The sequence below is a fragment of the Geodermatophilus sp. SYSU D00758 genome (assembly GCF_054049955.1).
Genome location: NZ_JBJGYK010000001.1, coordinates 97,841 through 121,883, shown reverse-complemented (window position 1 = coordinate 121,883; position 24,043 = coordinate 97,841). Strand labels below are relative to the sequence as shown.

General features: G+C 74.4%; 20 protein-coding genes and 1 tRNA gene. 4 read left to right on the top strand and 17 right to left on the bottom strand.

Features of this window, described 5'->3' with window-relative positions; genetic code table 11:
* Window positions 1-24: 24 nt before the first annotated feature.
* Window positions 25-106 (bottom strand) — tRNA-Tyr (locus ACI8AC_RS00635).
* Between the two features lie 103 nt (window positions 107-209).
* Between ACI8AC_RS00635 and ACI8AC_RS00630 the strand changes: the two genes are divergently transcribed.
* Entirely contained in the window at window positions 210-701 is a 492-nt protein-coding gene (locus ACI8AC_RS00630) for a YajQ family cyclic di-GMP-binding protein (RefSeq protein ID WP_456894245.1), read from the top strand.
* A gap of 180 nt (window positions 702-881) precedes the next feature.
* On the opposite strand, the gene ACI8AC_RS00625 is transcribed toward ACI8AC_RS00630, so the two are convergent.
* From ACI8AC_RS00625 to htpX, 3 genes are all read right to left on the bottom strand, one after another.
* Complete coding sequence (locus ACI8AC_RS00625) at window positions 882-1,112, bottom strand: hypothetical protein (RefSeq protein WP_456894243.1); 231 nt, start codon at window positions 1,110-1,112, stop codon at window positions 882-884.
* Entirely contained in the window at window positions 1,109-1,900 is a 792-nt protein-coding gene (locus tag ACI8AC_RS00620; RefSeq protein ID WP_456894241.1) for an MBL fold metallo-hydrolase, read from the bottom strand. Before ACI8AC_RS00620 ends, ACI8AC_RS00625 begins: the two co-directional genes overlap by 4 nt.
* Before the next feature lie 106 nt (window positions 1,901-2,006).
* A complete protein-coding gene (htpX, locus tag ACI8AC_RS00615; RefSeq protein WP_456894239.1) occupies window positions 2,007-2,882 on the bottom strand; it encodes a zinc metalloprotease HtpX in 876 nt (291 codons plus the stop codon).
* 206 nt (window positions 2,883-3,088) lie between these two features.
* Here htpX and ACI8AC_RS00610 point away from each other — a divergent pair, with 206 nt between their 5' ends.
* Both ACI8AC_RS00610 and ACI8AC_RS00605 read left to right on the top strand, forming a co-directional pair.
* Window positions 3,089-5,008 (top strand): 2-oxoacid:acceptor oxidoreductase subunit alpha, encoded by a 1,920-nt coding sequence (locus tag ACI8AC_RS00610; protein ID WP_456894237.1) that lies wholly within the window; start codon window positions 3,089-3,091, stop codon window positions 5,006-5,008.
* On the top strand, window positions 5,005-6,111 hold the full coding sequence (locus ACI8AC_RS00605) for a 2-oxoacid:ferredoxin oxidoreductase subunit beta (protein ID WP_456894235.1): 1,107 nt from the start codon (window positions 5,005-5,007) through the stop codon (window positions 6,109-6,111). The genes ACI8AC_RS00610 and ACI8AC_RS00605 overlap by 4 nt, the downstream gene beginning before the upstream one ends.
* Window positions 6,112-6,174: 63 nt before the next feature.
* Here the strand turns inward: ACI8AC_RS00605 and pdxR are convergent, their stop codons facing one another.
* The gene (pdxR, locus tag ACI8AC_RS00600; RefSeq protein ID WP_456894233.1) at window positions 6,175-7,563 is read right to left on the bottom strand and encodes a MocR-like pyridoxine biosynthesis transcription factor PdxR; all 1,389 of its coding nucleotides are present in this window, start codon (window positions 7,561-7,563) and stop codon (window positions 6,175-6,177) included.
* A gap of 80 nt (window positions 7,564-7,643) precedes the next feature.
* Here pdxR and ACI8AC_RS00595 point away from each other — a divergent pair, with 80 nt between their 5' ends.
* Window positions 7,644-8,342 (top strand): pyridoxamine 5'-phosphate oxidase family protein, encoded by a 699-nt coding sequence (locus tag ACI8AC_RS00595; RefSeq protein ID WP_456894231.1) that lies wholly within the window; start codon window positions 7,644-7,646, stop codon window positions 8,340-8,342.
* On the opposite strand, the gene ACI8AC_RS00590 is transcribed toward ACI8AC_RS00595, so the two are convergent.
* The 12 genes from ACI8AC_RS00590 to nuoE all read right to left on the bottom strand — a co-directional run bounded on the left by ACI8AC_RS00590 (window position 8,326) and on the right by nuoE (window position 24,031).
* A complete protein-coding gene (locus ACI8AC_RS00590; RefSeq protein WP_456894229.1) occupies window positions 8,326-9,537 on the bottom strand; it encodes a PQQ-dependent sugar dehydrogenase in 1,212 nt (403 codons plus the stop codon). The two genes, ACI8AC_RS00595 and ACI8AC_RS00590, sit on opposite strands and share 17 nt — an antisense overlap.
* A gap of 105 nt (window positions 9,538-9,642) precedes the next feature.
* The gene (locus tag ACI8AC_RS00585) at window positions 9,643-10,701 is read right to left on the bottom strand and encodes a polyprenyl synthetase family protein (RefSeq protein ID WP_456894227.1); all 1,059 of its coding nucleotides are present in this window, start codon (window positions 10,699-10,701) and stop codon (window positions 9,643-9,645) included.
* Window positions 10,701-12,239, bottom strand: a complete 1,539-nt coding sequence (gene nuoN, locus ACI8AC_RS00580; RefSeq protein ID WP_456894225.1) for an NADH-quinone oxidoreductase subunit NuoN — start codon at window positions 12,237-12,239, stop codon at window positions 10,701-10,703. Before nuoN ends, ACI8AC_RS00585 begins: the two co-directional genes overlap by 1 nt.
* Window positions 12,239-13,921 carry an NADH-quinone oxidoreductase subunit M gene (locus tag ACI8AC_RS00575; protein WP_456894223.1) on the bottom strand — a complete coding sequence of 561 codons (1,683 nt, stop codon included), beginning with the start codon at window positions 13,919-13,921 and terminating at the stop codon, window positions 12,239-12,241. Before ACI8AC_RS00575 ends, nuoN begins: the two co-directional genes overlap by 1 nt.
* A gap of 33 nt (window positions 13,922-13,954) precedes the next feature.
* Window positions 13,955-15,850, bottom strand: a complete 1,896-nt coding sequence (gene nuoL, locus ACI8AC_RS00570; RefSeq protein WP_456894221.1) for an NADH-quinone oxidoreductase subunit L — start codon at window positions 15,848-15,850, stop codon at window positions 13,955-13,957.
* A 19-nt stretch (window positions 15,851-15,869) separates the two neighbouring features.
* Entirely contained in the window at window positions 15,870-16,169 is a 300-nt protein-coding gene (nuoK, locus tag ACI8AC_RS00565; RefSeq protein ID WP_456894219.1) for an NADH-quinone oxidoreductase subunit NuoK, read from the bottom strand.
* The gene (locus tag ACI8AC_RS00560) at window positions 16,166-17,011 is read right to left on the bottom strand and encodes an NADH-quinone oxidoreductase subunit J (RefSeq protein WP_456894217.1); all 846 of its coding nucleotides are present in this window, start codon (window positions 17,009-17,011) and stop codon (window positions 16,166-16,168) included. The genes nuoK and ACI8AC_RS00560 overlap by 4 nt, the downstream gene beginning before the upstream one ends.
* 73 nt (window positions 17,012-17,084) lie before the next feature.
* Entirely contained in the window at window positions 17,085-17,738 is a 654-nt protein-coding gene (gene nuoI / locus ACI8AC_RS00555; protein ID WP_456894215.1) for an NADH-quinone oxidoreductase subunit NuoI, read from the bottom strand.
* Window positions 17,731-19,203 carry an NADH-quinone oxidoreductase subunit NuoH gene (gene nuoH, locus ACI8AC_RS00550; protein WP_456894213.1) on the bottom strand — a complete coding sequence of 491 codons (1,473 nt, stop codon included), beginning with the start codon at window positions 19,201-19,203 and terminating at the stop codon, window positions 17,731-17,733. Before nuoH ends, nuoI begins: the two co-directional genes overlap by 8 nt.
* Window positions 19,200-21,668, bottom strand: coding sequence for an NADH-quinone oxidoreductase subunit G (locus ACI8AC_RS00545; RefSeq protein WP_456894211.1), 2,469 nt, complete (start codon window positions 21,666-21,668; stop codon window positions 19,200-19,202). Before ACI8AC_RS00545 ends, nuoH begins: the two co-directional genes overlap by 4 nt.
* Window positions 21,665-22,993 (bottom strand): NADH-quinone oxidoreductase subunit NuoF, encoded by a 1,329-nt coding sequence (nuoF, locus tag ACI8AC_RS00540; protein ID WP_456894209.1) that lies wholly within the window; start codon window positions 22,991-22,993, stop codon window positions 21,665-21,667. Before nuoF ends, ACI8AC_RS00545 begins: the two co-directional genes overlap by 4 nt.
* A gap of 3 nt (window positions 22,994-22,996) precedes the next feature.
* Window positions 22,997-24,031 (bottom strand): NADH-quinone oxidoreductase subunit NuoE, encoded by a 1,035-nt coding sequence (nuoE, locus tag ACI8AC_RS00535; protein ID WP_456894207.1) that lies wholly within the window; start codon window positions 24,029-24,031, stop codon window positions 22,997-22,999.
* Between the last annotated feature and the right edge of the window lie 12 nt (window positions 24,032-24,043).

The following is a 24,043-nucleotide window of genomic DNA, read 5'->3' as shown; positions in this document are numbered from 1 at the left end:
TCGGGGGCCGTCGGGTACCGGGTGTGGCGGGTGAAGGATTCGAACCTTCGTAGGCTAAGCCGACGGATTTACAGTCCGCTCCCATTGGCCACTCGGGCAACCCGCCTCGGTTGGTACCGGGAGAGAGCCTACAAGACACCGGACCCCGGTCCGCGCGAGGGACCCAGCGCCCGCGCCGCTCCGGACGACGAGCAGAGGAGATGCGACCGATGGCCGATTCGTCCTTCGACGTGGTGAGCAAGGTCGACCGCCAGGAGATCGACAACGCCCTCAACCAGGCCGCCAAGGAGCTGTCGCAGCGCTTCGACTTCCGGGGCACCAACGCCGGCATCGCGTGGGCCGGCGAGGACGGCGTCACCCTGCAGGCCGACACCGAGGAGCGGGTCAACGCCGCCCTCGACGTCTTCAAGGACAAGCTCGTCAAGCGGAAGATCTCGCTGAAGGCGCTCGACGCCGGGGACCCGCAGTCCTCCGGCAAGACCTACAAGATCTCCGCGCGGATCAAGCAGGGCATCGAGTCCGACACCGCCAAGAAGATCGCCAAGATCATCAGGGACGAGGGACCCAAGGGCGTGCAGGCGCAGATCCAGGGCGACCAGCTCCGCGTCAGCGGCAAGAAGCGGGACGACCTGCAGGCCGTCCAGCAGCTGCTGCGGGGCAAGGACCTCGACGTCGCCCTGCAGTTCGACAACTACCGCTGAACCGGCACGGCACCGGGGCGGCTCACCCCTCCTGCCAGAGCGGGCTCTGGTCGTCCCAGGCCCGCAGCGGGGTGCTCACCCCGGTGTCGTCGCGGTCGATCCAGGCGACCGCGTGGACCGTCACCGCCAGCGCCACCTCGCGGGGCGGCGGGGTGGCGGGCGGTCGATCCCACGGGCCCGTCAGGCGGCGGTCAGCGTGCAACGGGTTCCCGAACTGCTCGGTACCAGCGCCCCGGGCAGGGCGACCGCCAACGCCTGTTGGGCCCGCCACCCCGAGCAGTGGCCCGGGACCAGCATCTCGGGGGCCAGCTCGGCCAGCGCGGCCACCGTCGGGGGGTTGACCGGCTCGAACCACGGGCCGCCGAGGTGGAGGCCACCGATGAGCGCGCAGAGCCGGTCCGCACCGGTCAACCGCAGGGCGTGCCGCACGATGTTGACCGCCCCGCCGTGGCCGCACCCGGTGAGCACCAGCAGCCCGCGGCCGCGCACCGAGACGACGAGGGCCTGGTCGTCTGGTGCGCCGGCGGCATGCCCCGCTCGTACTCGGTGGTGCGGTCGATCTCCCCGGTCACCAGGACGCACCCGTCGACGAGGAGGGACGGCTGCCGCCGCTCGACCACCGCGAAGCCCTCGGCCTCCAGGGCCCGTCGGCTCAGGGTCGGCAGCTCCACCGCCTCGGCCCCCGGCGCAGCCACCCGGCGACGGGTCCACACCAGCGGGTGGACCGTCATCGGGAGCTGACCACGCCGCCGCTCGCTCAACCCGGCCAGCCCGCCGGCGTGGTCGAGGTGCCCGTGGCTGAGGACGACCCCCTGCACGGCGCCGAGGTCGACGCCGAGCCGACCGGCGTTCTCGGTCATCCCGTCGGGCGAGAGGCCGGTGTCGAAGAGCAGGGTGGTCGTCGTCCCCCCTCGGCGGACCGTGACCAGCGCGGCGAAACCGTGCTCCGCCCGCATCCCGGTCGAGGTGACGCCACCCTGGAACTGCGGCGCGGCGACCCGCCCGGCCTCGAGCGGGGCGCGGGCGACGCCCTCACCGCCGGGCAGGAGCGCGTCGAAGCTGTTGTCGACGAGGGTGGTGACCGACACCTCGTCGACCGGTTCGAGGCGGACCGGGTCGACCGCCGGCCCCTCGGCCGGGCGCGGCACCGCCGACGCGACGGCGCCGGCGCCGGCGCCGGCGCCGAGATCTGCGCACATGCCGGGACGGTAGCGCCGTCCGGCCCTCTCCCGTTCGCCCCCGAGCGCGGGAGGACGGCGGCCCGGCACGTCCCGCGTCCCCCGGGCCGGCACGTCGTAGGCCCTCCTAGCGCTGGCCGAGCTCCCGCGCCATCCCCTCCAGCCGGGCGACCCGCTCGGGCATCGGCGGGTGGGTGGAGAAGAGTGAGGCCAGCCCCTGCCCGCGGAACGGGTTGGCGATCATCAGGTGGCTCTGGGTGATCAGCCGGTCCTCCTGCGGCAGCGGGCGGGCCGACGCCCCGGCGGAGATCTTGCGCAGCGCGCTCGCCAGGGCCAGCGGGTCCTGCGACAGCTGGGCGCCCGAGGCATCGGCCTGGTATTCCCGGCTGCGGCTGACGGCCATCTGCACCAGCCCCGCCGCGAGCGGGCCGAGGAACACCAGCAGCAGGCTGCCGAGCGCGTTGCCGCCGCCGCGGTCGTCGGAGCGGCCACCGAACAGCGAGGCGAACATCGCCATGTGCGCCAGGTAGGTGATCACCGTGGCCATGGCGCCGGCGACCGAGCTGATGAGGATGTCGCGGTTGTAGACGTGCGACAGCTCGTGGGCGAGCACGCCGCGCAGCTCCCGCCGGTCGAGCAGCTCGAGGATGCCCTGGGTGACGCACACCGCGGCGTTGCGCGGGTTGCGGCCCGTGGCGAACGCGTTGGGCTGGTCGGTGGGACTGACGTAGAGCCGCGGCATCGGCTGGCGGGCCTCGGTGGCCAGCTCCCGCACCATCGCGTAGAGCGCCGGGGCCTGCGTCTCGGTCACCGGGAAGGCCCGCATCGCCCGCAGGGCCAGCTTGTCGCTGTTGAAGTAGGCGTAGCCGTTGACCGCGAGGGCGATCACCAGGGCGATCAGCAGGCCGCTCCGCCCGCCGATCAGCGCGCCGGCAGCGAGGATGAGCCCGCCCATGAGACCGAGGAGCACGGCGGTCTTCAGTCCGTTGTTCCAGCGCTGCACGACCCGTCCAACGGCCCTCCGGACGGTGCCGTTCCCCGTCCCGGGCCGCGGGCCGGGCTGCGACGTCCCTCACGGAATGCCGCCGCCCGCAGCCGGGGTTGCACCGGGTCAGCGCCCGGATCGACTGCCGGGCTGGAAGTGGTGCGGCTCACGGCTTTCGGGACCGGTCCCGCCACGTAATCTCGGCCGGTGGAGGTAGAGGACTGATGACTGCGACCAACGCGCCCCGCACCGACGGCGCGGCGGGCGGCTCGGCGCCCTTCGTCAAGAGCGTGGTGGAGCTGGACCGGGTGGTCATCCGGCTGGCCGGCGACTCCGGTGACGGCATGCAGCTGACCGGGAACCGGTTCACCAGCGAGACGGCGTCCTTCGGCAACGACCTCTCGACGCTGCCGAACTTCCCCGCCGAGATCCGCGCCCCGACGGGGACCCTGCCCGGTGTCAGCTCGTTCCAGCTGCACTTCGCCGACCACGACATCATGACCCCCGGCGACGCCCCGGACGTCCTGGTGGCGATGAACCCGGCCGCGCTCAAGGCCAACCTCTCCGACCTGCCCGGCGGCGGGTTGCTGATCGTCGACTCCGACGAGTTCACGCCGCGCAACCTGGCGAAGGTCGGCTACGCGACCAGCCCGCTCGAGGACGGCTCGCTGGACGGCTGGCAGACCGTCGCCGTCCCGCTGACCTCGATGACGCTCGAGGCGCTCGCCGACTCCGGCCTCGGCAAGAAGGAGGCCGAGCGGAGCAAGAACATGTTCACCCTCGGCCTGCTCAGCTGGATGTACCACCGGCCCACCGAGGGCACCGTGCGGTTCCTCGAGCGCCAGTTCCGCCGCAAGCCGGAGATCGCGGCGGCGAACATCGCCGCCTTCCGCGCCGGCTACAACTACGGCGAGACCACCGAGGCCTTCGCCGTCTCGTACGAGATCAAGCCCGCGCCGATGGCGCCGGGCCGGTACCGCAACATCTCCGGCAACCAGGCGCTGGCCCTCGGCCTCGTGGCGGCCGGGCAGCGCTCGGGCCTGCCGCTCTTCCTGGGCGCGTACCCGATCACCCCGGCGTCGGACATCCTGCACGAGCTGTCCCGGCACAAGGCCTTCGGCGTGCGCACCTTCCAGGCCGAGGACGAGATCGCCGGGATCTCCGCCGCGATCGGCGCCTCGTTCGGCGGGGCGCTCGGGGTGACCACCACCTCGGGGCCCGGGGTCTCGCTGAAGTCCGAGGCCATGGGCCTGGCCGTCATGACCGAGCTGCCGCTGGTGATCGTCGACGTGCAGCGCGGCGGGCCCTCGACCGGCCTGCCGACCAAGACCGAGCAGTCGGACCTGCTGCAGGCGATGTTCGGCCGCAACGGCGAGGCGCCGCTGCCGGTCGTCGCCCCCCGCTCCCCCGGCGACTGCTTCGACGCGGCGCTGGAGGCGGCGCGGATCGCGCTGACCTACCGGACGCCGGTGGTCCTGCTCTCCGACGGCTACCTGGCCAACGGCGCCGAGCCGTGGCAGATCCCCGAGGCCGCGCAGCTGCCCGACCTGACCGTCGAGTTCGCCACCGAGCCCAACGGTGCGGACGGCGAGTTCCTGCCCTACCTGCGCGACCCGGAGACCCTGGCCCGCCCCTGGGCCGTCCCGGGTACCGCCGGCATGCAGCACCGCATCGGCGGCCTGGAGAAGGCGGACCGGACCGGCAACATCTCCTACGACCCGGCCAACCACGACCTGATGACCCGGCTGCGGCAGGCCAAGGTCGACGGGATCGCCGCGACCATCCCGCCCACCGAGGTCGACGACCCCGACGGCGACGCCGAGGTCGCCGTGATCGGCTGGGGCTCGACCTACGGGCCGATCGGCGCCGCCTGCCGGCGGATCCGGCGCTCGGGCCGCAAGGTCGCCCAGATCCACCTGCGGCACCTCAACCCGTTCCCCGCGGACCTCGGCGAGGTGCTGCGGCGCTACGACCGGGTCGTCTGCCCCGAGATGAACATGGGGCAGCTCGCACTGCTGCTCCGCGCCAAGTACCTCGTCGACGTCCAGAGCCACACCCAGGTGCGCGGCCTGCCCTTCCGGGCGGCCGAGCTCGCCGCGGTCGTCCAGGACGTCATCGACGCCACCACCGGAGGCACCCAGTGACCACCTTCGACCTCGGCATGCCGGCTGCGTCGGTCCCCCCGCACGGCCCCGTCGCCGACGCCATCGCCCGCTCCGTCGAGAGCCAGGGCGAGAAGCAGACCCAGCTCAAGGCCAAGGACCTCAAGACCGACCAGGAGGTCCGCTGGTGCCCCGGCTGCGGTGACTACGTCATCCTCAACGCCGTCCAGAGCTTCCTGCCCTCGCTCGGCATCGCCCGCGAGGACATGGTCATCGTCTCGGGCATCGGCTGCTCGTCCCGCTTCCCGTACTACATGAACACCTACGGGATGCACTCGATCCACGGCCGCGCGCCGGCGATCGCCACCGGGCTGGCCGCCTCGCGGCCCGACCTGTCGGTGTGGGTCGTCACCGGGGACGGCGACGCCCTCTCCATCGGCGGCAACCACCTCATCCACACGCTGCGCCGCAACGTGAACCTGAAGATCCTGCTGTTCAACAACCGGATCTACGGGCTCACCAAGGGCCAGTACTCCCCCACCTCCGAGGTCGGGAAGGTCACCAAGTCCACGCCGATGGGCTCGCTGGACCACCCGTTCAACCCGGTCTCGCTGGCCCTCGGCGCCGACGCGACCTTCGTCGGCCGGGCGATGGACTCCGACCGCAAGGGCCTCACCGACGTGCTCCGGCAGGCCGCCGAGCACCAGGGCACGGCGCTGGTGGAGATCTACCAGAACTGCAACATCTTCAACGACGGCGCCTTCGACCTGCTCAAGGACCCGACCACCGGCGTCCAGTGGTCGATCCCCCTCGAGCACGGCAAGCCGCTGGTGTTCGGTCCCGAGGGTGCCTCCTGCGTCGTCCGGGACGACGCCGGCGGGCTGCGCATCGCCGAGACCAACCAGGTCGCGGCCGAGGACGTCGTGGTGCACGACGCCACCCGCGAGGACCCCTCCTACGCCTTCGCGCTGTCGCGGCTGTCCAGCCAGGACCTCCGCTACACCCCGATGGGCGTGTTCCGCTCGGTGCGGAAGCCGACCTACGACCGCATGATGGCCGACCAGGTGGAGGAGGCCCGCACCCAGGGCTCGGGCGACCTCGACGCGCTGCTGAGCGGCAACGACACCTGGACCGTCGAGGCCTGAAAGAGGCCCCCTCTGCCCCCCACGCCTGACAGGCTCGGCGCGGGGCCCTGCAGAGGGGCCGGTTCAGGGCCGGGGGAGGTCGCGGAGCACGGCGGTGAGGACGCCGAGGGCGCCTCCGAGCGCCGCCCGGTCCGGTGCCGCGAAGCCGAGCACCAGGCCGGCCCCGGGACCGGCGCCGGCCCCCGGCCCGGCCGGCCGGTGCCGGCCGAGCCCGTCGAGGGCCACCCCGCGGCCCGCGGCCGCCGCCAGCACGGCCTCCTCGGCGGCGGGGTCGGGCAGGGGCACCAGCACGTGCGCCCCGGCGGGGTCCCCCTCCGCGCGGCAGCCGGCCGCGGCGACCGCGGCGACCACCTCCGCCCGCCGGCCGGCCAGCTCCCGGCGCAGCCGCCGCAGGTGCCGGGCGAGGTCGCCGGAGGCGGCGAACGCGGCGAACACCCGCTGCCCGGCCCGGGCCGGTCGGGTCCCGGTCGCCGTGCGCCGGGCCACCAGCCGGCGGCGCAGCGGGGCGGGGGCGACCAGCCAGCCGACACCGAGGGTGGGGCTGAGGATCTTGCTCGTGGTGCCCAGGTGGACGACGACGTCGGGGGCGAGCGCACCGAGCAGCGGCAGGGGCGCCACGTCGTAGCGGAGCTCGCCGTCGTAGTCGTCCTCGAGCACCCACCACCCCTCCACCCGGGCGCGGGCGACCAGCGCCGCCCGGCGGGCCGCGGCCATGCGGCGTCCCAGCGGGTACTGGTGCGCGGGCGTGCAGTAGACGGCGGCCACCCCGCGGGGCACCGCGTCGACGACCAGCCCGTCGTCGTCCACCGGGACGGCCACCGGCTGCAGGCCTGCGTCGGCGAGCGCGGCGACCACCCGGCCGTAGCCGGGGTCCTCCACGGCCACCCGGCTGCCCGGGGGCAGGGTGCGCGCGACCTCGGCGACGGCCGCCGACGTGCCGGCCGTCGCCAGCACGTCGTCCGGACCGGCGGCCAGCCCGCGGTGGCGCAGCAGGTGCTCGGCGACCGCGGCGCGGAAGGCGGGGTCCCCGGCGGGCTCGGGCGCCGCGTCCGGGGGGAGGTCGCCGGCGGCCCGCCAGGCCCGCCGCCAGGCCGCCCGGTCGAGCACCTCCCGGCACGGCGACCCCGCGCGCAGGTCGGCCGGCGCCGGCCGGTGGACGGGCACCGGCGCCCCGGCCCGGACGGCGGCCGGGGCGGTCGCCACCGAGCCGACCACGAAGGTCCCGACGCCGCGCCGCCCGGCGGCCCACCCCTCGGCGAGCAGCTGGTCGTAGGCGGCGGCGGTGACGGTCCGGCTGACCCGCAGCGCGGCCGCGAGGGCCCGGGTGGACGGCAGCCGGTCACCGGGGCGCAGCACCGCGCCCGCGGCCGCCTCGCGCAGCGCGTCGGCGAGCTGCACCGCCAGCGGTGTGCGGGAGGCCCGGTCGAGCAGGACCGGCGGCACCTCGACCACGGCGACCTCCCGGTGTGGCCTCCCGGGAATCTCCCGGATTGGCCGTTGGAGGATGCCACGGGCGGGGAGAGGCTGGGCCCGTGGATGCCGCACCGCCCCTCTCCCCCACCGCCCGCAGCACCGTCCGCCGGGGCGCCTCGCGCGCCCGCACCGACCGGCGGGACCTGCACGCGGTGCTGGACGCGGGGCTGATCGGCCACCTGGCGGTGGTGCTGGACGGCGCTCCCGTGGTGCTGCCCACCGGCTACGGCCGCGACGGGGACACCCTCTACCTGCACGGCTCGACCGGGGCCGCGACGCTGCGGGCGGCCGCCGCCGGTGCGCCGGTGTGCTTCACCGTCACCCACCTGGACGGCGTCGTCTACGCCCGCTCGGCGTTCCACCACTCGGTCAACTACCGCTGCGCCGTGGTGCACGGCACGGCCCGGCTGCTGACCGACCCCGACGAGCGGCGCCACGGGCTGGCGGTGCTCACCGAGCACCTGGCCCCCGGGTCCTGGTCGGCCACGCGCCGGCCCGACCGCAAGGAGCTGGCCGCCACCGCGGTCCTGGCGCTCGACCTCGCCGAGGCCAGCGTCAAGGTGCGCACCGGCCCGCCGGGGGACGACGAGCGCGACCTGCCCGCCGCCGGCGAGCCCGATCCGGTGTGGGCGGGCGTGCTGCCGGTGCGCACCGTGCTGGGCACCCCCGAGCCCTGCCCCCTGCTGCCGCCCGGGACGCCGGTGCCCGACCGGGTGCGGGACCGGGCCCCGGTCGGGGTGGTCAGCCCCGGGGCGTGACCCGCAGGACGACGTCGTCCCCGCCGCCGTTGTCGGTGGTGACGTACAGCGCCCCGTCCGCACCCGTCTCCAGCGCGCGGATGCGGCCGTAGCTGCCGTCGAGCTCGGGCAGCCGGAAGCCCTCGACCAGCCGGCCGGCGTCGTCGAGCCGCAGGGCGTGCACGTGCTCCCCCCGCAGGGCACCGATGAGCAGCAGGCCGTCGTAGGTCCCCCACTCCTCCCCCTCGAGGAAGGTGCCGCCGCTGGGAGCGATGGGTGGGGCGCCCGAGGCCCACACGGCCGGGACGGCGCCCTCGATCGCCGGATCGGTCATCGGCACGCTCTCGTCGTAGGCCCCGCCCGGCCCGTCGGGGTCCCAGCCGTGGTTGCCGCCGGGCCGCAGCAGGTTGACCTCGTCGTCCCGGTCGGGGCCGTGCTCCACCGAGTACACCTGCCCGGTGCCCGGCCGGACCGCCAGCCCCTGCACGTTGCGGTGCCCGTAGGTCCAGATCAGGTCGTCGGCCCCGTCACCCGGGCCGGCGAAGGGGTTGTCCGGGAGCGCGTCCCCGGTGGCGGGGTCCGCGCGCAGCACCTTCCCCGCCAGCGTGCCGAGGTCCTGCGGGTAGGTGCCCACCGCGTTGTCCCCGGTCCCGACGAGCAGCGCGCCGTCCGGGCCGAACTCCACCCGGCAGCCGCCGTGCCGGCCGGTGCGCTCGTTGACCGGGATGCCGCCGATGAGCGGATCGTCCACCCGGGTCGCCGAGCTCCAGTCCCTTGCCGCCGTCCAGGCGATGACCTCGATCGACGGCCCGCCGTCCGGGCCGCCGTCGGTGACCCCCTGGCAGGTGTAGAAGCGCCGGTTCTCCGCGAAGGACGGGTCGAGGGCGAGCCCCATGAGCCCGGTCTCCCCGTCGACGAAGAGGTCGCCGAAGTCGGCCTGCACCTGCTGGACCGTGCCGTCGGGCCGGACCGCGGTGAGCCCGCCGGCGCGCTCGTCGAGCAGCAGCGTGCCGTCGGGGGCACGGACGACGTCCCACGGGTGGTCGAGCCCCTCGGCGACGACGGTGACGTCCAGGGCGGGCGTCGTCGGAGGCGCGGTGGCGGGCGCGCTGCCGGACGTCGACGGGGCGGTCCCTGCCGGCGCCGACGTCCCCGCCGGCGGGGCGCCCCGCTCGGTCGAGGCCGAGCAGGCCGCGACGAGCAGGACGGCCCCCATGCAGGGGCCCGCCGCGAGCCTCGAGGCCCCCTTCCGGGCCCCGCCCGGAGCTCGCGAGGGGGTGGGAAGGAGGGGGTCCTTCACGGGGGGCATGGGGGTCCTTGCTCAGCTGGTGCGGGTCACCACGTAGTCGCAGAGCGCCGAGAGGGCGTCCCGGACGGGCCCCTCGGGGACGGGGTCGAGGCGGGCCCGGGCCCGGTCGGCGTACTCCCGCAGCACCCCGGCGGCCCGCTGCAGCGACGCCGAGGAGCGCAGCAGGGCCAGCGCCTCGGCGTGCCGGTCGTCGTCGGTCAGCGGGCCGGCGACCAGGTCGCGCAGGCGCGCCTCGGCCGGGTCGTCCCCCGCGAGGGCGAAGAGCACCGGCAGCGTGGCGACGCCCTCGCGCAGGTCCGTGCCGGGGCTCTTCCCCGAGGCGCCGTCCTGGCTGACGATGTCGAGCAGGTCGTCGGAGAGCTGGAACGCCACCCCGACCTCCTCGGCGAAGGCCGTCAGCGCTCGCACCAGTTCGCCGTCGACCCCGGCGAAGGAGGCACCGAAGCGCGCCGAGGTGGCCACCAGGGAGCCGGTCTTGTCGGCCAGCACGCCGAGGTGGTGGTCGACCGGGTCGGTCCCCGCCGGCGGCCCCACGGTCTCCCGGATCTGGCCGGTGACCAGCCGCTCGAAGGTGCGCGCCTGGATGCGCACCGCCTCCGGCCCGAGGTCGGCCAGCAGGTCGGAGGCCCGGGCGAACAGCAGGTCGCCGGTGAGGATGGCGACGCTGTTGCTCCAGCGGCTGTTCGCGCTCGGGGCGCCCCGCCGGACGGCGGCCTCGTCCATGACGTCGTCGTGGTACAGCGTGGCGAGGTGGGTGAGCTCGCACACGACCGCCGCCTCGGTGACGCCGGGGGCGTGGGGGTCGCCGAGCTCGGCGGCCAGCAGCGCCAGCAGCGGCCGGAACCGCTTGCCGCCGGCCAGGACCAGGTGCCCGGCGGCCTCCTGCACGAAGGGGTGCTCGCTGTCGACCGACGTCCGCAGGAGCGCCTCGACCCGCGCCAGCCCCTCGGCGAGGCGCTCGCCGAGCTCACCGTCGGGCAGCCAGGGCCCGACGGTGGAGGCGGGGGTCGCGATCCGCTGCCAGGTGTCGACCGGGGTGTCCCCGTCGACGGCGGCGCTGGCTCCGGTCATCAACCGACGAAGATAGCCGCCTGGTCGGCGAGGTCGAGCACCGCCCCGGGGACGATCCCCAGGACGAGGGTGGCGGTCGCCGTCACGGCCAGCACGAGCGTCGTCGGCAGGCCCGGCACCCCGACCGTCGGACCGTCGGGCGCCGGGTCGCTGAAGTACATGAGCACCATGACCCGCAGGTAGAAGAACGCGGCCACGGCGCTGGTCAGCACGGCGACGACGACCAGCGGCCAGGCCCCGGCGTCGATCGCCGCCCGGAAGACGGCGAACTTGCCGGTGAACCCGCTGGTGAGCGGGATCCCCGCCAGCGCCAGCAGGAACAGCGCCATCACCGCGGCGGTGAGCGGTGAGCGGCGGGCCAGGCCGGACCACCGGGACAGGTGGGTGGCCTCGCCGTCGCCCTCGCGGACCAGGGTGAGGACGGCGAAGGCGCCCAGCGTGGTCAGGCCGTAGGCCAGCAGGTAGAACATCGTGGCCGCCAGCCCCGAGCCACCGCCGTCCCCGCCGAGACCGATGACGCCGGTGAGGAGGAACCCGGCGTGCGCGATGGACGAGTAGGCGAGCATGCGCTTGAGGTCGGTCTGCGTGAGCCCGAGCACCGCGCCCACCACCATCGACACGATCGCGATCCCGTACACCAGCGGCCGCCAGGTCCACTCGCTGGTGCCGAAGGCGACGTAGAGCAGCCGCAGGATCGCGCCGAAGGCGGCCACCTTGGTGCAGGCGGCCATGAAGGCGGTGACCGGCGTGGGGGCGCCCTGGTAGACGTCGGGCGTCCAGGCGTGGAACGGCGCGACGCTGGCCTTGAACATCAGCCCCACGACGAGCAGCCCCAACCCGAGCACGAGCAGGGTGCCGGTGCCCTCGACGGCGGACGCCGCCCGGATCTCGGAGAACCGGATGCTCCCGGTGGCCCCGTAGACCAGGGCGAGGCCGTAGAGGAAGAACGCCGAGGCGAACGCCCCGAGCAGGAAGTACTTGACCGCCGCCTCCTGGGACAGCAGCCGCCGGCGGCGGGCCATCCCGCAGATCAGGTACAGCGGCAGGCTGAGCACCTCGAGGGCCACGAACATGACCAGGAGGTCGTTGGCCGAGACGAACAGCATCATCCCGCCGATGGCGAAGGTCGCCAGCGGGTAGACCTCGGTCTGGACCTGCTCGGAGGTGACCAGCTCGCGGTCGCGGGCGGTGCCGGCCGGGACCGCGGCGGAGGCCACGAACGCCGAGCGGGCCGGGTCGAGCGAGCGCTCGGCGAACAGGAGCACCGACAGGGCGCCGAGCCCGGTGATGGTCGCCTGGAGGAAGACCGCGGCGCCGTCGACGGCCAGCGCGCCCTCCGCGGTGACCGTGCGCTCGCCGGCCAGCGCGAGGGTGGTGACCAGCCCGCCGACGGTGCCCACCAGTGCCACGCCGACCTGGACCGGGTGCCGGTTCGGCCGGGGGACGAACGCCTCGACCAGCACGCCGACGCAGGCCGCGCCGAGCACGAACAGCAGCGGCGCCAGCGCCGCGAGCGAGAGCTCCGGGGCCTCGATCATCAGTCGGTCCCCCCGGCGTCGGTGGTGAGGCCGCTGTCGGCCGGCACGGCGGTGCCGGGGTCCACGCCGACGTCGACCATGGTGGCGGCGACCGCGGGCTCGATGAGGTCGAGCAGCGGCTGCGGGTAGAAGCCGAGCACCAGCACCAGCGCGACCAGCGGGGCGGCGACGGCGATCTCCCGGCCGGAGAGGTCGCTGACCCGCAGCCGGGCGGTGGCGGCGGCGGGGGCGGCGGTCGTGGTGGAGGTGGTGGTCGTGGCCGCGGTCGCCGCGGTCGCGCCGCCGCCCCCGGTACCGGCGGGCACGGGCTCCGGCGCCGGCGCCGTCCCCGGCTCGAGCAGGACGCCGCGCGGCGGGCCGTGCATCGTCCGCTGGTACACGAGCAGCACGTACAGGGCGGCCAGCACGATCCCGACCGTGGCCAGCACCGTGTACACCGGCACCTCGGGGAAGGAGCCGATGAGCACCAGGAACTCGCTGACGAAGCTGTTGGTGCCCGGCAGCGCCAGCGAGGCCAGCCCCGCCACGAGGAACACCCCGGCCAGCAGGGGCGCCTGCGCGGCCACCCCGCCGTAGTCCCCGACCAGCCGGGAGCCGCCGCGGGCGATGAGCATCCCGACGACGAGGAACAGCAGCCCGGTCGCGATCCCGTGGTTGACCATGTAGAGCACCGAGCCGGTGGCCGCCTCCGTCGTGAAGGCGAAGATCCCGAGGGCGATGAAGCCGAAGTGCGCGATCGAGGTGTAGGAGACCAGCCGCTTCATGTCGGTCTGCCCCATCGCCAGCAGGGCGGCGTACAGGATGCCGATGACCGCCAGCACCAGCACCAGCGGCGCGAGGTCGCGGGAGGCCTCGGGGAACAGCGGCAGGCAGTAGCGCAGGAAGCCGAACGTCCCCACCTTGTCGAGGACGCCGACCAGCAGCACCGCGCCGCCGATCGGCGCCTCGGCACCGGAGTCGGGCAGCCAGGTGTGGAAGGGGACCAGCGGCGCCTTGATCGCGAAGGCGGTGAAGAAGCCGAGGAACAGCAGCTTCTGCACACCGGGGTCGATCTCGAGCTGGCGCAGGGCGTCGAAGGCGAACGTGCCCTCCCCCAGCTGGCTGCTGCTCACCACGTACAGGCCGATGACCGCGGCGAGCATGACCAGCCCGCCGACCAGGCTGTACAGGAAGAACTTCACCGCCGCGTACTGCCGGCGCGGCCCGCCGAAGCTGCCGATGAGGAAGTACATCGGGACGAGCATCGCCTCGAAGAACACGTAGAAGAGGAAGACGTCGGTCGCGGCGAAGACCCCGACCATCAGCGACTCGAGCAGCAGCAGCCAGGCCCAGAAGGCGGTCATCGACCGCGGCCCCGGCGCGGTGTCCCGCCAGGAGGCGAGCACGACGACCGGCACGAGCACGCCGATGAGCAGCAGCATGACCAGCGCGATGCCGTCGACGCCGAGGGCGAAGTCCACCCCGAAGTCGGGGATCCACGCGACCGACGTGGTCAGCTGGAAGCGCGGCCCGCCGGTGTCGAAGGCCACCGTGGCGAGCACGGCCAGCAGCAGCACGAGGAGGCTGACGCCGAGCGCGACCTGCCGCGCCAGGTGGTCACGTCCCTTCGGCAGCCCCGCGACGGCCGCGGCCCCCGCCGCGGGGACCGCGATCATGGCCAGCAGCCAGGGGAAGTCAGTCACGGGGCAGGACCTCTCCGTTCGTCGTCCGCCGGGTCATCCCGCCGTCACCGCCAGCAGTGCACCCGCGACCACCACCGCGCCACCGAGGACGGAGAGGGCGTAGGAGCGCACGAAGCCGGTCTGCGCCCGGCCCAGCCGGGACGACGAGCCGCCCAGCGTCGCGGCCAGCCCGTTCACCGCGCCGTCCACCCCGCGGTTGTCCACGAACACCAGGGCGCGGGTCAGCCACTGGCCCGGCCGCATGAACAGCGACTCGTTGACCGTGTCGGCGTACAGCGCCCGCCGGGCGGCCCGCACCACCGGCGACACCCGGGCGGGGGCGGTCACCGGCACCTCGCGGCGGCCGACGAAGGCCCAGGCGGTCGCCACCCCGAGCACCATCACGAGGGTCACGAGCACGCTCACCACGATCGGGGCGACCACGTGCTCGACCTCCTCGGGCTCGCCGAACACCGGCGTGAACCACTCCTCCAGCGGGAAGGCCACGACCAGCAGGAAGCCGGCGAACACCGACCCGAGCGCCAGCAGCACCATCGGCGCGGTCATGACCGGCGGCGCCTCGTGCGGGTGCACGCCCTCCTCCCAGCGCGGCCGGCCGAAGAAGGTCATGAGCATCAGCCGCGTCATGTAGAACGCGGTCAGCCCGGCGGCCAGGATCGCCACCCCGCCGAGCACGTAGCCCCAGCCGTCGCCGCGGTCGAAGGCGGCCTCGATGATCGCGTCCTTGGTGTAGAAGCCCGACAGGAACGGGAAGCCGATCAGCGCCAGGTAGCCCAGGCCGAACGTGACGAAGGTGATCTTCATCCGCGGGGCCAGCCCGCCGAAGCGGCGCATGTCCACCGAGTCGCCCATCGCGTGCATGACCGACCCGGCGCCGAGGAACAGCCCGGCCTTGAAGAAGCCGTGGGTGAGCAGGTGCGCCAGGCCGGCGACGTACCCGGCAGGGCCGAGCCCGACGGCCAGGAACATGTAGCCGATCTGGCTGACCGTCGAGTAGGCCAGCACCTTCTTGATGTCGTCCTGCGCGCAGCCGACGATCGCCCCGATCAGCAGCGTGATCGCCCCGACGGCGAGGACGACGGCCCGCGCGGTCGGGGTGAGGTCGTAGATCGGGGCGCTGCGGGCGATGAGGTACACCCCGGCGGTGACCATGGTCGCGGCGTGGATGAGCGCCGACACCGGGGTCGGGCCCTCCATGGCGTCGGGGAGCCAGGCCTGCAGCGGGAACTGACCGGACTTGCCGCAGGCGCCCAGCAGCAGGAGCAGCCCGAGGGCGGTGACGGTGCCGCCGGCCAGCGTGCCGACCGAGCCGAACACGCCCTCGTAGGTGACCGTGCCCAGCTGGGCGAACATGATGAAGATCGCCAGGGCCAGGCCCACGTCGCCGACCCGGTTCATGATGAAGGCCTTCTTGGCGGCGGTGGCCGCCGAGGGGCGCTCGTGCCAGAAGGCGATGAGCAGGTAGGACGCCAGGCCGACGCCCTCCCAGCCGACGTAGAGGGCCACGTAGTTGTCGCCGAGGACGAGCAGCAGCATCGCGGCGACGAAGAGGTTGAGGTAGGCGAAGAACCGGCGGCGGCGCGGGTCGTGCGCCATGTAGCCGATCGAGTAGACGTGGATGAGCGAGCCCACGCCGGTGATCAGCAGCACGAAGACCGCGGAGAGCGGGTCGTAGAGCAGCCCGGCCTGGACGTCGAGCGACCCGGCGGAGATGAACGTGAACAGGTCGACGTCCACCTGCCGGCCGTCGAGCTCCAGCGTGCAGGCCAGCCCGATGACGAACGCGGCGACGACGGTCGCCGTCCCCAGCAGGTGCCCCCACCGGTCGGTGCGCCGCCCGCCGAGCAGCAGCACGGCGGCGCCGGCGAGGGGTAGGGCGATGAGCAGCCAGGAGGCGGCGAGCAGCCCCTCGGCGGGCACGGTCTCCATCTACCGGGTCCCCGTTCTCTCAGTACTTGAGCAGGCTGGCGTCGTCGACCGACGCCGACCGGCGGGTCCGGTAGATCGACATGATGATCGCGAGGCCGACGACCACCTCCGAGGCGGCGACGACCATGACGAACAGCGCCATGATCTGGCCGTCGATGGTGCCGGTGGACCGGGCGAAGGTGACCAGCGTCAGGTTCACCGCGTTGAGCATCAGCTCGACGCACATGAAGACGACGATCGCGTTGCGGCGCACGAGCACGCCGACCGCGCCGATGGTGAACAGGATCGCCGCCAGGACCAGGTAGTGCGTGAGGGTCACCGGTGCTCGCCACCCTCGCGGCCGCCGGGCACGTCGCTGACGGTCGGGTCGAGGGCGCCCAGCGCGGCGTCGGGGCTGCCGAGCTGGTCGCGGCCGGTCGGCCGGGGCATCGGGGTGACCTCCTGCGGGTCGATGCCGGTCGCGAGGCTGTCCTCGGAGATCCGGCCGTCGGGCAGCAGCGCCGGGGCGGCCACGGAGTTGGCGCGGGCGTAGACGCCCGGGCCGGGCAGGGTCTGCGGCCGGTCGGTGAGGAAGCGGGCGCGCGAGAGCTCCTTCTGCGTGCGCCGGGTCCCGGCCTCCCGTTCGACGTGGGTGAGCACGAGGGCCCCGACCGCCGCGGTGATGAGCAGGGCGCCGGTGACCTCGAAGGCCAGCAGGTAGCGGCTGTAGAGGACCGCGGCGATCGCGTCGACGTTGCCCGCGGCGGCGCCCCCCTCCCCGCCCTGGACGGCGGCCAGCCCCTCGACCGGCAGGTCCCGGGTGGCCCGCGCGATGCCCGCGCCGACGAGGGCGGCGAAGCCCGCGCCGAACAGCAGGGCACCCACCCGCTGCCCGCGGAGGGTCTCCACGACCGAGTCGGAGGAGTCCCGGCCGACCAGCATGAGCACGAACAGGAAGAGGATCATGATGGCGCCGGTGTAGACGATGATCTGCACCGCGCCGAGGAACGGCGCCTCCTGGACGACGTAGAAGACGCCCAGGGCCAGCATCGTGTTGACGAGCCACAGCGCCGAGTGCACGGCGTTGCGGGAGAGCACCATGCCGAGGGCGCCGGCGAGGGCGATCGGCCCCAGGATCCAGAAGACGACGGCCTCGCCGGTGCCGATGACGACCTCGCTCACGCTCCCTCCTCGCTGGCGCTCGTCGGGCGCGTGCCCGGCGCTGCTGTGCCCCGGCGTGACCTCGCGAGCTCGGTCACGAGCCCTCCCGCACGGCCGGGAGGTCCTGCGGCATCCGCACGTAGTAGTCCTTCTCGTCGTCGCCGAGCCGCATCGGGTGCGGCGGGGCCTCCATGCCGGGGAGCAGCGGGGCCATCAGCTGCTCCTTGGTGTAGATCAGGTCGGCGCGGTTGTCGTCGGCGAGCTCGAAGTCGTTGCTCATGGTGAGCGAGCGGGTCGGGCAGGCCTCGATGCACAGGCCGCAGAAGATGCAGCGCAGGTAGTTGATCTGGTAGACGCGCCCGTACCGCTCGCCGGGCGAGTAGCGCGCGTCCTCGGTGTTGTCGCCGCCCTCGACGTAGATCGCGTCGGCCGGGCAGGCCCACGCGCACAGCTCGCAGCCGACGCACTTCTCCAGCCCGTCCGGGTGCCGGTTGAGCACGTGCCGGCCGTGGTAGCGCGGCTTGGTGACCTTGGGGACCTCGGGGTACTCCTCGGTGGTCACCTTGCGGAAGATCTGGCCGAAGGTGACGCCGAAGCCCTGGCCCGGGCCGGGCAGCCAGCTCGACCGCCGCACCGGGCCCGCGTCGCGGTCGCGGGGGGCCACCTCGCGCCCGGTCTGCGCCACCGTGTCGTGGCCGGGGTCGTGCGGGTGCGGGGACCGGCGGTCCACGTCGCCGCGCTCAGCCATCGCCGTCCTCCTCGATCGTGGTGGTGCTGCGCCGGCCGGTGCCCACGACCGTGCCGGTGGCGACGGACTCGGAGCGCCGCAGCCGTGGCGAGGGCGGCACCGCCAGGTCCATCGGCGGGACGGGGAACCCGCCCTCGGCGCGGCTGGGCCCGGTCCTCTGGGCCGGCCGCCGCCGGGGCCCGGCCGGCGGCAGGACCTCCGGCTCGGCGTCGGTCGGGTGGTTGGAGCCGGCCGCGGCCTTCACCGCGGCGACCCGGGTGTCCCGGTTGGTGGCCCGGCTGGCGACCAGCAGGACGGCGAGGACGACCAGCGCGGCCGGGACGCCGACGAACAGCGCCACCTGGCCGGCCGAGAGGTCGGCCTCGCGGGAGACGGTGCGCATGGTCGCCACGATGAGGATCCACACCAGGGCGACCGGGACCAGCACCTTCCAGCCGAAGCGCATGAACTGGTCGTAGCGCAGCCGGGGCAGCGTCCCGCGCAGCCAGATGAAGACGAACAGCGCGGCGACGACCTTGAGGAAGAACCACAGCAGCGGCCACCAGCCGCTGTTGGCGCCGTCCCAGATCGAGATCGGCCACGGGGCCCGCCAGCCGCCCAGGAACAGGGTCGCGGCGAGGGCCGAGACGGTGACCATGTTGATGTACTCGGCGAGGAAGAACAGCGCGAACTTCAGCGACGTGTACTCGGTGTGGAACCCGCCGACCAGCTCGCTCTCGGCCTCGGGCAGGTCGAACGGCGCCCGGTTGGTCTCGCCGACCACCGCGATGGCGTAGATGACGAAGCTGACCGGCAGCAGCACCCCGTACCAGCTGGGCCCGGTGAACTCCAGGCCGAAGAAGGAGACCTCGTTGCCGTCGGCCTGGGCGGCCACGATGCCCGAGGTCGACATCGTGCCGGCGTAGAGGAACACCGCGACGATGGACAGCCCCATCGCGATCTCGTAGCTGACCATCTGCGCGGCACTGCGCAGCGAGCCCAGCAGCGGGTACGTCGACCCCGAGGCCCAGCCGCCGAGCACGATGCCGTAGATCCCCATCGCCGAGCAGGCCAGCACGATGAGCACCCCGATCGGGGCGTCGGTGAGCTGCAGCGGTGTCCGCTCGCCGAAGATGCTGACCACCGGGCCGAGCGGGATGACCGAGAAGGCCAGGAACGCGGGGACGGTGGCCAGGACCGGCGCCAGGAAGTAGACCGGCCGGTCGGCCATCGCCGGCATGATGTCTTCCTTGAAGGCCAGCTTGAGGCCGTCGGCGAGGCTCTGCAGGTAGCCGCGCGGCCCGACCCGGTTGGGGCCGATCCGCTGCTGCATCCGCGCGACGACCTTGCGCTCGAACACGATGGCGAACAGCGTCAGCAGCACCAGGACGGCGAAGACGCCGAAGACCTTGATGAGCACGATCCACCAGACGTCGCCGCCGAAGTCGGCGAGCGTCGGCTGGTCCTCGGCCGCGAGCAGGGTCACGCCGCACCTCCCGCCACGACGCGGACCACGCCACCGGGCCGGGTGCCCAGGGCGCTCCTCACCTCGCTGCCGGGCGAGCGCATCGGCAGCCACACGACCCGGTCGGGCATCGGGGCCACCTGCACCGGGAGGGTGATCTCACCGGCGCTCCCGCGGACGGTGACCCGGTCGCCGTCGACCACGCCGAGCCGCCGGGCGGTGTCCCCGCCGATGCGCGCCACCGGCGGCCGGGCGGTCCCGGCGAGCTCGGGCTCGTCGCGCTGGAGGGTCCCGACGTCGAGCAGCTGGCGCCAGGAGGCCAGCACCGCCTCGTCGCCGGTGAGCTCGACGTCCGCGGGGGCGGGCACGTCGAGCCCGGTGGGCGCGGGACGGGCGTCCGCCGCCCCGAGGGCGGCCAGCTCGGCGCGCGCGGCCTGCGGGGTGGGCAGCGCCAGGTCGACGTCCAGCTCGTCGGCGATGCCCTGCAGCACGCGGCCGTCGGGGAGCTGGCCGGTGCCGTGCAGCGTGGCGTCGAACGACCGCAGCCGGCCCTCCCAGTCGAGGTAGCCGCCGGACTTCTCCGGCGCTGCGGCGACCGGGAGGACGACGTCGGCGTGCGCGGTGACCGCGCTCGGCAGCATCTCCAGGCTGACCACGAACCCGGCCGCGGCCAGGGCGGCCTCCGCCAGCAGCGGGTCGGGCAGGTCGGCCGGGTCGACGCCGCCGACGAGCAGGCCCCCGAGGGTGCCCTCGCGGGCGGCGGTGAGGATGCCGGTGGTGTCCCGGCCGGGCGCGGCCGGCAGGTCCGCCAGGCCCCACGCGGCGGCGACCCGGGCGCGGGCACCGTCGTCGGTGACCGGCCGCCCACCGGGCAGCAGGCCCGGCAGCGCGCCGGCCTCGACCGCGCCCCGCTCGCCTGCCCGCCGGGGCACCCAGGCCACCCGGGCGCCGGTGACCCGGGCCAGCTCGGCGACCGCGGAGAGGGCACCGGGCAGCTCGGCCAGCCGCTCCCCGGCGAGCACGACCGCGCCGGGACGGCGCACCGCCTCGACCGCCGGCCCGCCCCAGCTGCCCTCGGCCAGCGCGCGCAGCGAGCGCGCCTCGGTGCCGGGCAGCGTGGTGAGGACCGTGGCCTGCAGCTTCTCGGCGGCGCGGGTGACGAACGGGGCCAGGTCGAAGACCGGGAGCCGGTTCTTGCGCACGGCCCGGCGCAGCCGGAGGAAGACGATCGGCGACTCCTCCTCCGGCTCGAAGCCCGCCAGCAGCACCGCCGGCGCCTCGGCCAGGTCGGCGTAGGTGACCCCGCCGCGCCACGGGCCGGTGCCGGCCACGTGCGCGGCCAGGAACGCCAGCTCCTCGTCGGAGTGCGCGCGGGCCCGGGCGTCGACGTCGTTGGTGCCCAGCGCCACGCGGGCGAACTTGGCGTAGGCGTAGGCGTCCTCGACGGTGAGCCGCCCGCCGGGCAGCACGCCGACGCCGCCGGCCGCGCGGGCGGCGCGGAGCCCCTCGGCGGCCACCGCCCAGGCCTCCGGCCACGACGCCGGCTCGAGCACGCCGTCGCGGCGGACCAGCGGGGTGGTGAGCCGGTCGTTGGCCGTGGCGTAGCGGAACGCGAAGCGGCCCTTGTCGCAGTTCCACTCCTCGTTGACCTCGGGGTCCTCGCCGGCCAGCCGGCGGGTGACCTTGCCGCGCCGGTAGTCGGTGCGCTGGGCGCAGCCCGACGCGCAGTGCTCGCAGACGCTGTCCTCGCTGCGCAGGTCGAACGGGCGCGCCCGGAACCGGTACTGGGCGCTGGTGAGCGCGCCGACCGGGCAGATCTGCGTGGTGTTGCCGGAGAAGTAGGACTCGAACGGCTCGTCCTCGTAGATCGCCACCTGCTCCAGCGCGCCGCGCTCGAACAGCTCGATGAACGGGTCGCCGGCGACCTGCTGGGAGAAGCGGGTGCAGCGGGCGCAGAGCACGCAGCGCTCCCGGTCGAGCAGGATCTCGCTGCTGATCGGCAGCGGCTTGGGGTAGGTCCGCTTGACGTCGACGAACCGGGTCTCGGCCCGCCCGTTGCTCATCGCCTGGTTCTGCAGCGGGCACTCCCCGCCCTTGTCGCAGACCGGGCAGTCCAGCGGGTGGTTGATGAGCAGCAGCTCCATGGTGCCCTGCTGCGCCTTGTCGGCCACGACGCTGGTGAGCTGGGTGCGCACCGCCATGCCGTCGGTGACCGGCATGGTGCAGGAGGCCACCGGCTTGCGCTGCCCCTCCACCTCCACGAGGCACTGCCGGCAGGCGCCGACCGGGTCGAGCAGCGGGTGGTCGCAGAACCGTGGGATCTGGATGCCGATCATCTCCGCGGCCCGGATGATCAGCGTGCCCTTGGGGACGGCGACGTCGAAGCCGTCGATGGTGCAGTGCACGGCGTCGGGCGGGGTGTGCGGGCCCGGCGCGCCCGGCGGCAGGGCCGGCGCGGGCTGCGGGGCAGCGGGCGTGACGGTCATGAGGCAGCTCCGACGGGCTCGAGCCGCAGGGAGCGGCCCAGCCGGGCCTGCTCCTCGGGCGGCAGCAGCGCGACGTAGTCGTCGCGGAAGTACTTCAGCGAGCTGGTGATGCAGCTGGTCGCGCCGTCACCCAGGGCGCAGAAGGACCGGCCGAGGATGTTGTCGCAGGTGTCGGTCAGCACGTCGAGGTCGGCGGCGGTGCCGCGGCCGTGCGCGATCCGCTCGAGGACCTGCACCAGCCAGTAGGTGCCCTCCCGGCACGGGGTGCACTTGCCGCAGCTCTCGTGCGCGTAGAACTCGGTGAACCGCAGCGTCGCCTCGACGATCGAGTCGGTCTCGTCGAACACCATGAGGGCGGTGGTCCCGAGCATCGAGCCGGCGGCGGCGACCGAGTCGAAGTCCAGCGGGACGTCGAGGTGCTCGGCGGTGAAGTACGGGGTGGACGACCCGCCCGGGGTCCAGAACTTCAGCTCGTGCCCGGGGCGGACCCCGCCGGCCATCTCCAGCAGCTCGCGCATCGTCGTCCCCATGGGGGCCTCGTACTGGCCGGGGCGGACGACGCGGCCGGAGATCGAGTAGATCTTCGGCCCGGGCGACTTCTCGGGGCCGAACTCCTTGAACCAGTCCGCCCCGCCGCGGACGACGAACGGCACGCTGGCCAGGGTCTCCACGTTGTTGATGACCGTCGGGGCGCCGTACAGGCCGGCGACCGCGGGGAACGGCGGCTTGAGGCGCGGCTGGCCGCGGTAGCCCTCGAGCGAATCGAGCAGCGCGGTCTCCTCGCCGCAGATGTAGGCCCCGGCGCCGGCGTGCACGACGAGCTCCAGGTCGTAGCCCGAGCCGAGGACGTCGGTGCCGAGGTAACCGGCGGCGTAGGCCTCCTCGACGGCCGAGACCAGCCGGCGGTGGGCGTGCACCGCCTCGCCGCGCACGTAGATGACCGCGAACCGCGACCGGATGGCGTACGCCGAGATGATCACGCCTTCCACGAGGGAGTGCGGGTCGGTCATCATCAGCGGGAGGTCCTTGCAGGTGCCGGGCTCCCCCTCGTCGGCGTTGACCACGAGGTACTTGGGCATCGCGGCCGGCCCCGTCGGGGTCTCCCCCGGCTTGGGCTGCGGGATGAAGCTCCACTTCATCCCGGTCGGGAACCCGGCGCCGCCGCGGCCGCGCAGGCCGGAGTCCTTGACGAGGGCCACCAGCTCGTCGGGGTCCATCCGCAGCGCCGTGCGCAGCGCGCTGTAGCCGTCGAGCCGCTCGTACGTGGCCAGCCGCCAGGACTGCTCGGCGCCCCACCGCGAGGTCAGCACGGGGGTGAGAGGCACGGGTCAGGCCTCCTTGCTCTGGGTCGGGTCGGTGCCGGTGGCCGGCTCGGCGGCGGGCGGGGTGTCGGTGCCCTCCCGCTCCCGGCCGCCGGGCGGCCGCGGCCGCCCGTACTCGGCGCCCTTGTCGGGGTGGGTCTGCGCGGCGCCGGCCCGCTCCGCGGGGGTGTCGGCGGCGGCGACGCGCGCGTCGGCGGCCTCCTCCTCCGGCGTCTCACCGGTGCGCCCGGAGGGCGCCACCGTCTCCGCCGGCTCCCCCGCGTCGGCCGGCTCCGGCTCCGGGCCGGGCATGGGCGGGGCGGCCTCGCCCCGCTCGGCGGCCAGGCGGACGCCGCGCAGGGTCGGCTCGTCCTGCATGGGCGCGTCGACGGCGGCCCGCGCCGCGGCCTCGTCGGCGTGCTGGGAGAAGCCGGCCAGCTGGCGGGACACGCCGCGGAAGTCGGTGAGCGGGGCACCCCGGGTGGGGTGCGGCTTCTCGCCGCGGCGCAGCGCGGCGACGAGGGCGCGGGCGCTCTCGACGTCCTGCTGGTCGTAGAACTCGTAGTCGACGGTGACCACGGGCGCGTAGTCGCAGGCGGCGAGGCACTCGGCGTGCTCGAGGGTGACCGAGCCGTCGGCGGTGGTCTCGTCGTGGTGGACGCCGAGGTCCGCCGACAGCGCGTCGTAGATCCGCTGCCCGCCCAGGACGGCGCACAGCGTGTTGGTGCACACGCTGACCAGGTGCCGGCCGGTGGGGCGGCGCTTGTACATCGTGTAGAAGGTCGCGACCGCCCCGACCTCGGCCTTGGTCAGGCCCAGCTCCTCGGCGCACAGCGCCACGCCCTCGGGCGAGACGTAGCCCTGGTAGCTCTGCACCAGGTGCAGCATCGGGAGCAGGGCCGAGCGCGGCTGCGGGTAGCGGGCGATGATCACCCGCGCCTCGCGCCGGGTCTGCTCGGTCAGCGGGGGCAGCTCGGCCAGGGTCTCCGGCGAGGAGTCCACCGGCGAGGCGTCCAGCCCGGTCACCGCCGTGCCCGGTCCGCTCCCCGGGAGGGCGCTCACGCCGCCTCCTCG

Excerpts from the sequence above, each read along its gene's own strand:
- nuoI (WP_456894215.1), bottom strand. The coding sequence starts at position 17,738 with ATGGCTGAGCGCGGCGACGTGGACCGCCGGTCCCCGCACCCGCACGAC.
- ACI8AC_RS00620 (WP_456894241.1), bottom strand. The coding sequence starts at position 1,900 with ATGTGCGCAGATCTCGGCGCCGGCGCCGGCGCCGGCGCCGTCGCGTCG.
- ACI8AC_RS00630 (WP_456894245.1), top strand. The coding sequence starts at position 210 with ATGGCCGATTCGTCCTTCGACGTGGTGAGCAAGGTCGACCGCCAGGAG.
- ACI8AC_RS00545 (WP_456894211.1), bottom strand. The coding sequence starts at position 21,668 with ATGACCGTCACGCCCGCTGCCCCGCAGCCCGCGCCGGCCCTGCCGCCG.
- ACI8AC_RS00590 (WP_456894229.1), bottom strand. The coding sequence starts at position 9,537 with ATGGGGGCCGTCCTGCTCGTCGCGGCCTGCTCGGCCTCGACCGAGCGG.
- nuoN (WP_456894225.1), bottom strand. The coding sequence starts at position 12,239 with ATGATCGAGGCCCCGGAGCTCTCGCTCGCGGCGCTGGCGCCGCTGCTG.
- ACI8AC_RS00585 (WP_456894227.1), bottom strand. The coding sequence starts at position 10,701 with ATGACCGGAGCCAGCGCCGCCGTCGACGGGGACACCCCGGTCGACACC.
- ACI8AC_RS00610 (WP_456894237.1), top strand. The coding sequence starts at position 3,089 with ATGACTGCGACCAACGCGCCCCGCACCGACGGCGCGGCGGGCGGCTCG.
- nuoL (WP_456894221.1), bottom strand. The coding sequence starts at position 15,850 with ATGGAGACCGTGCCCGCCGAGGGGCTGCTCGCCGCCTCCTGGCTGCTC.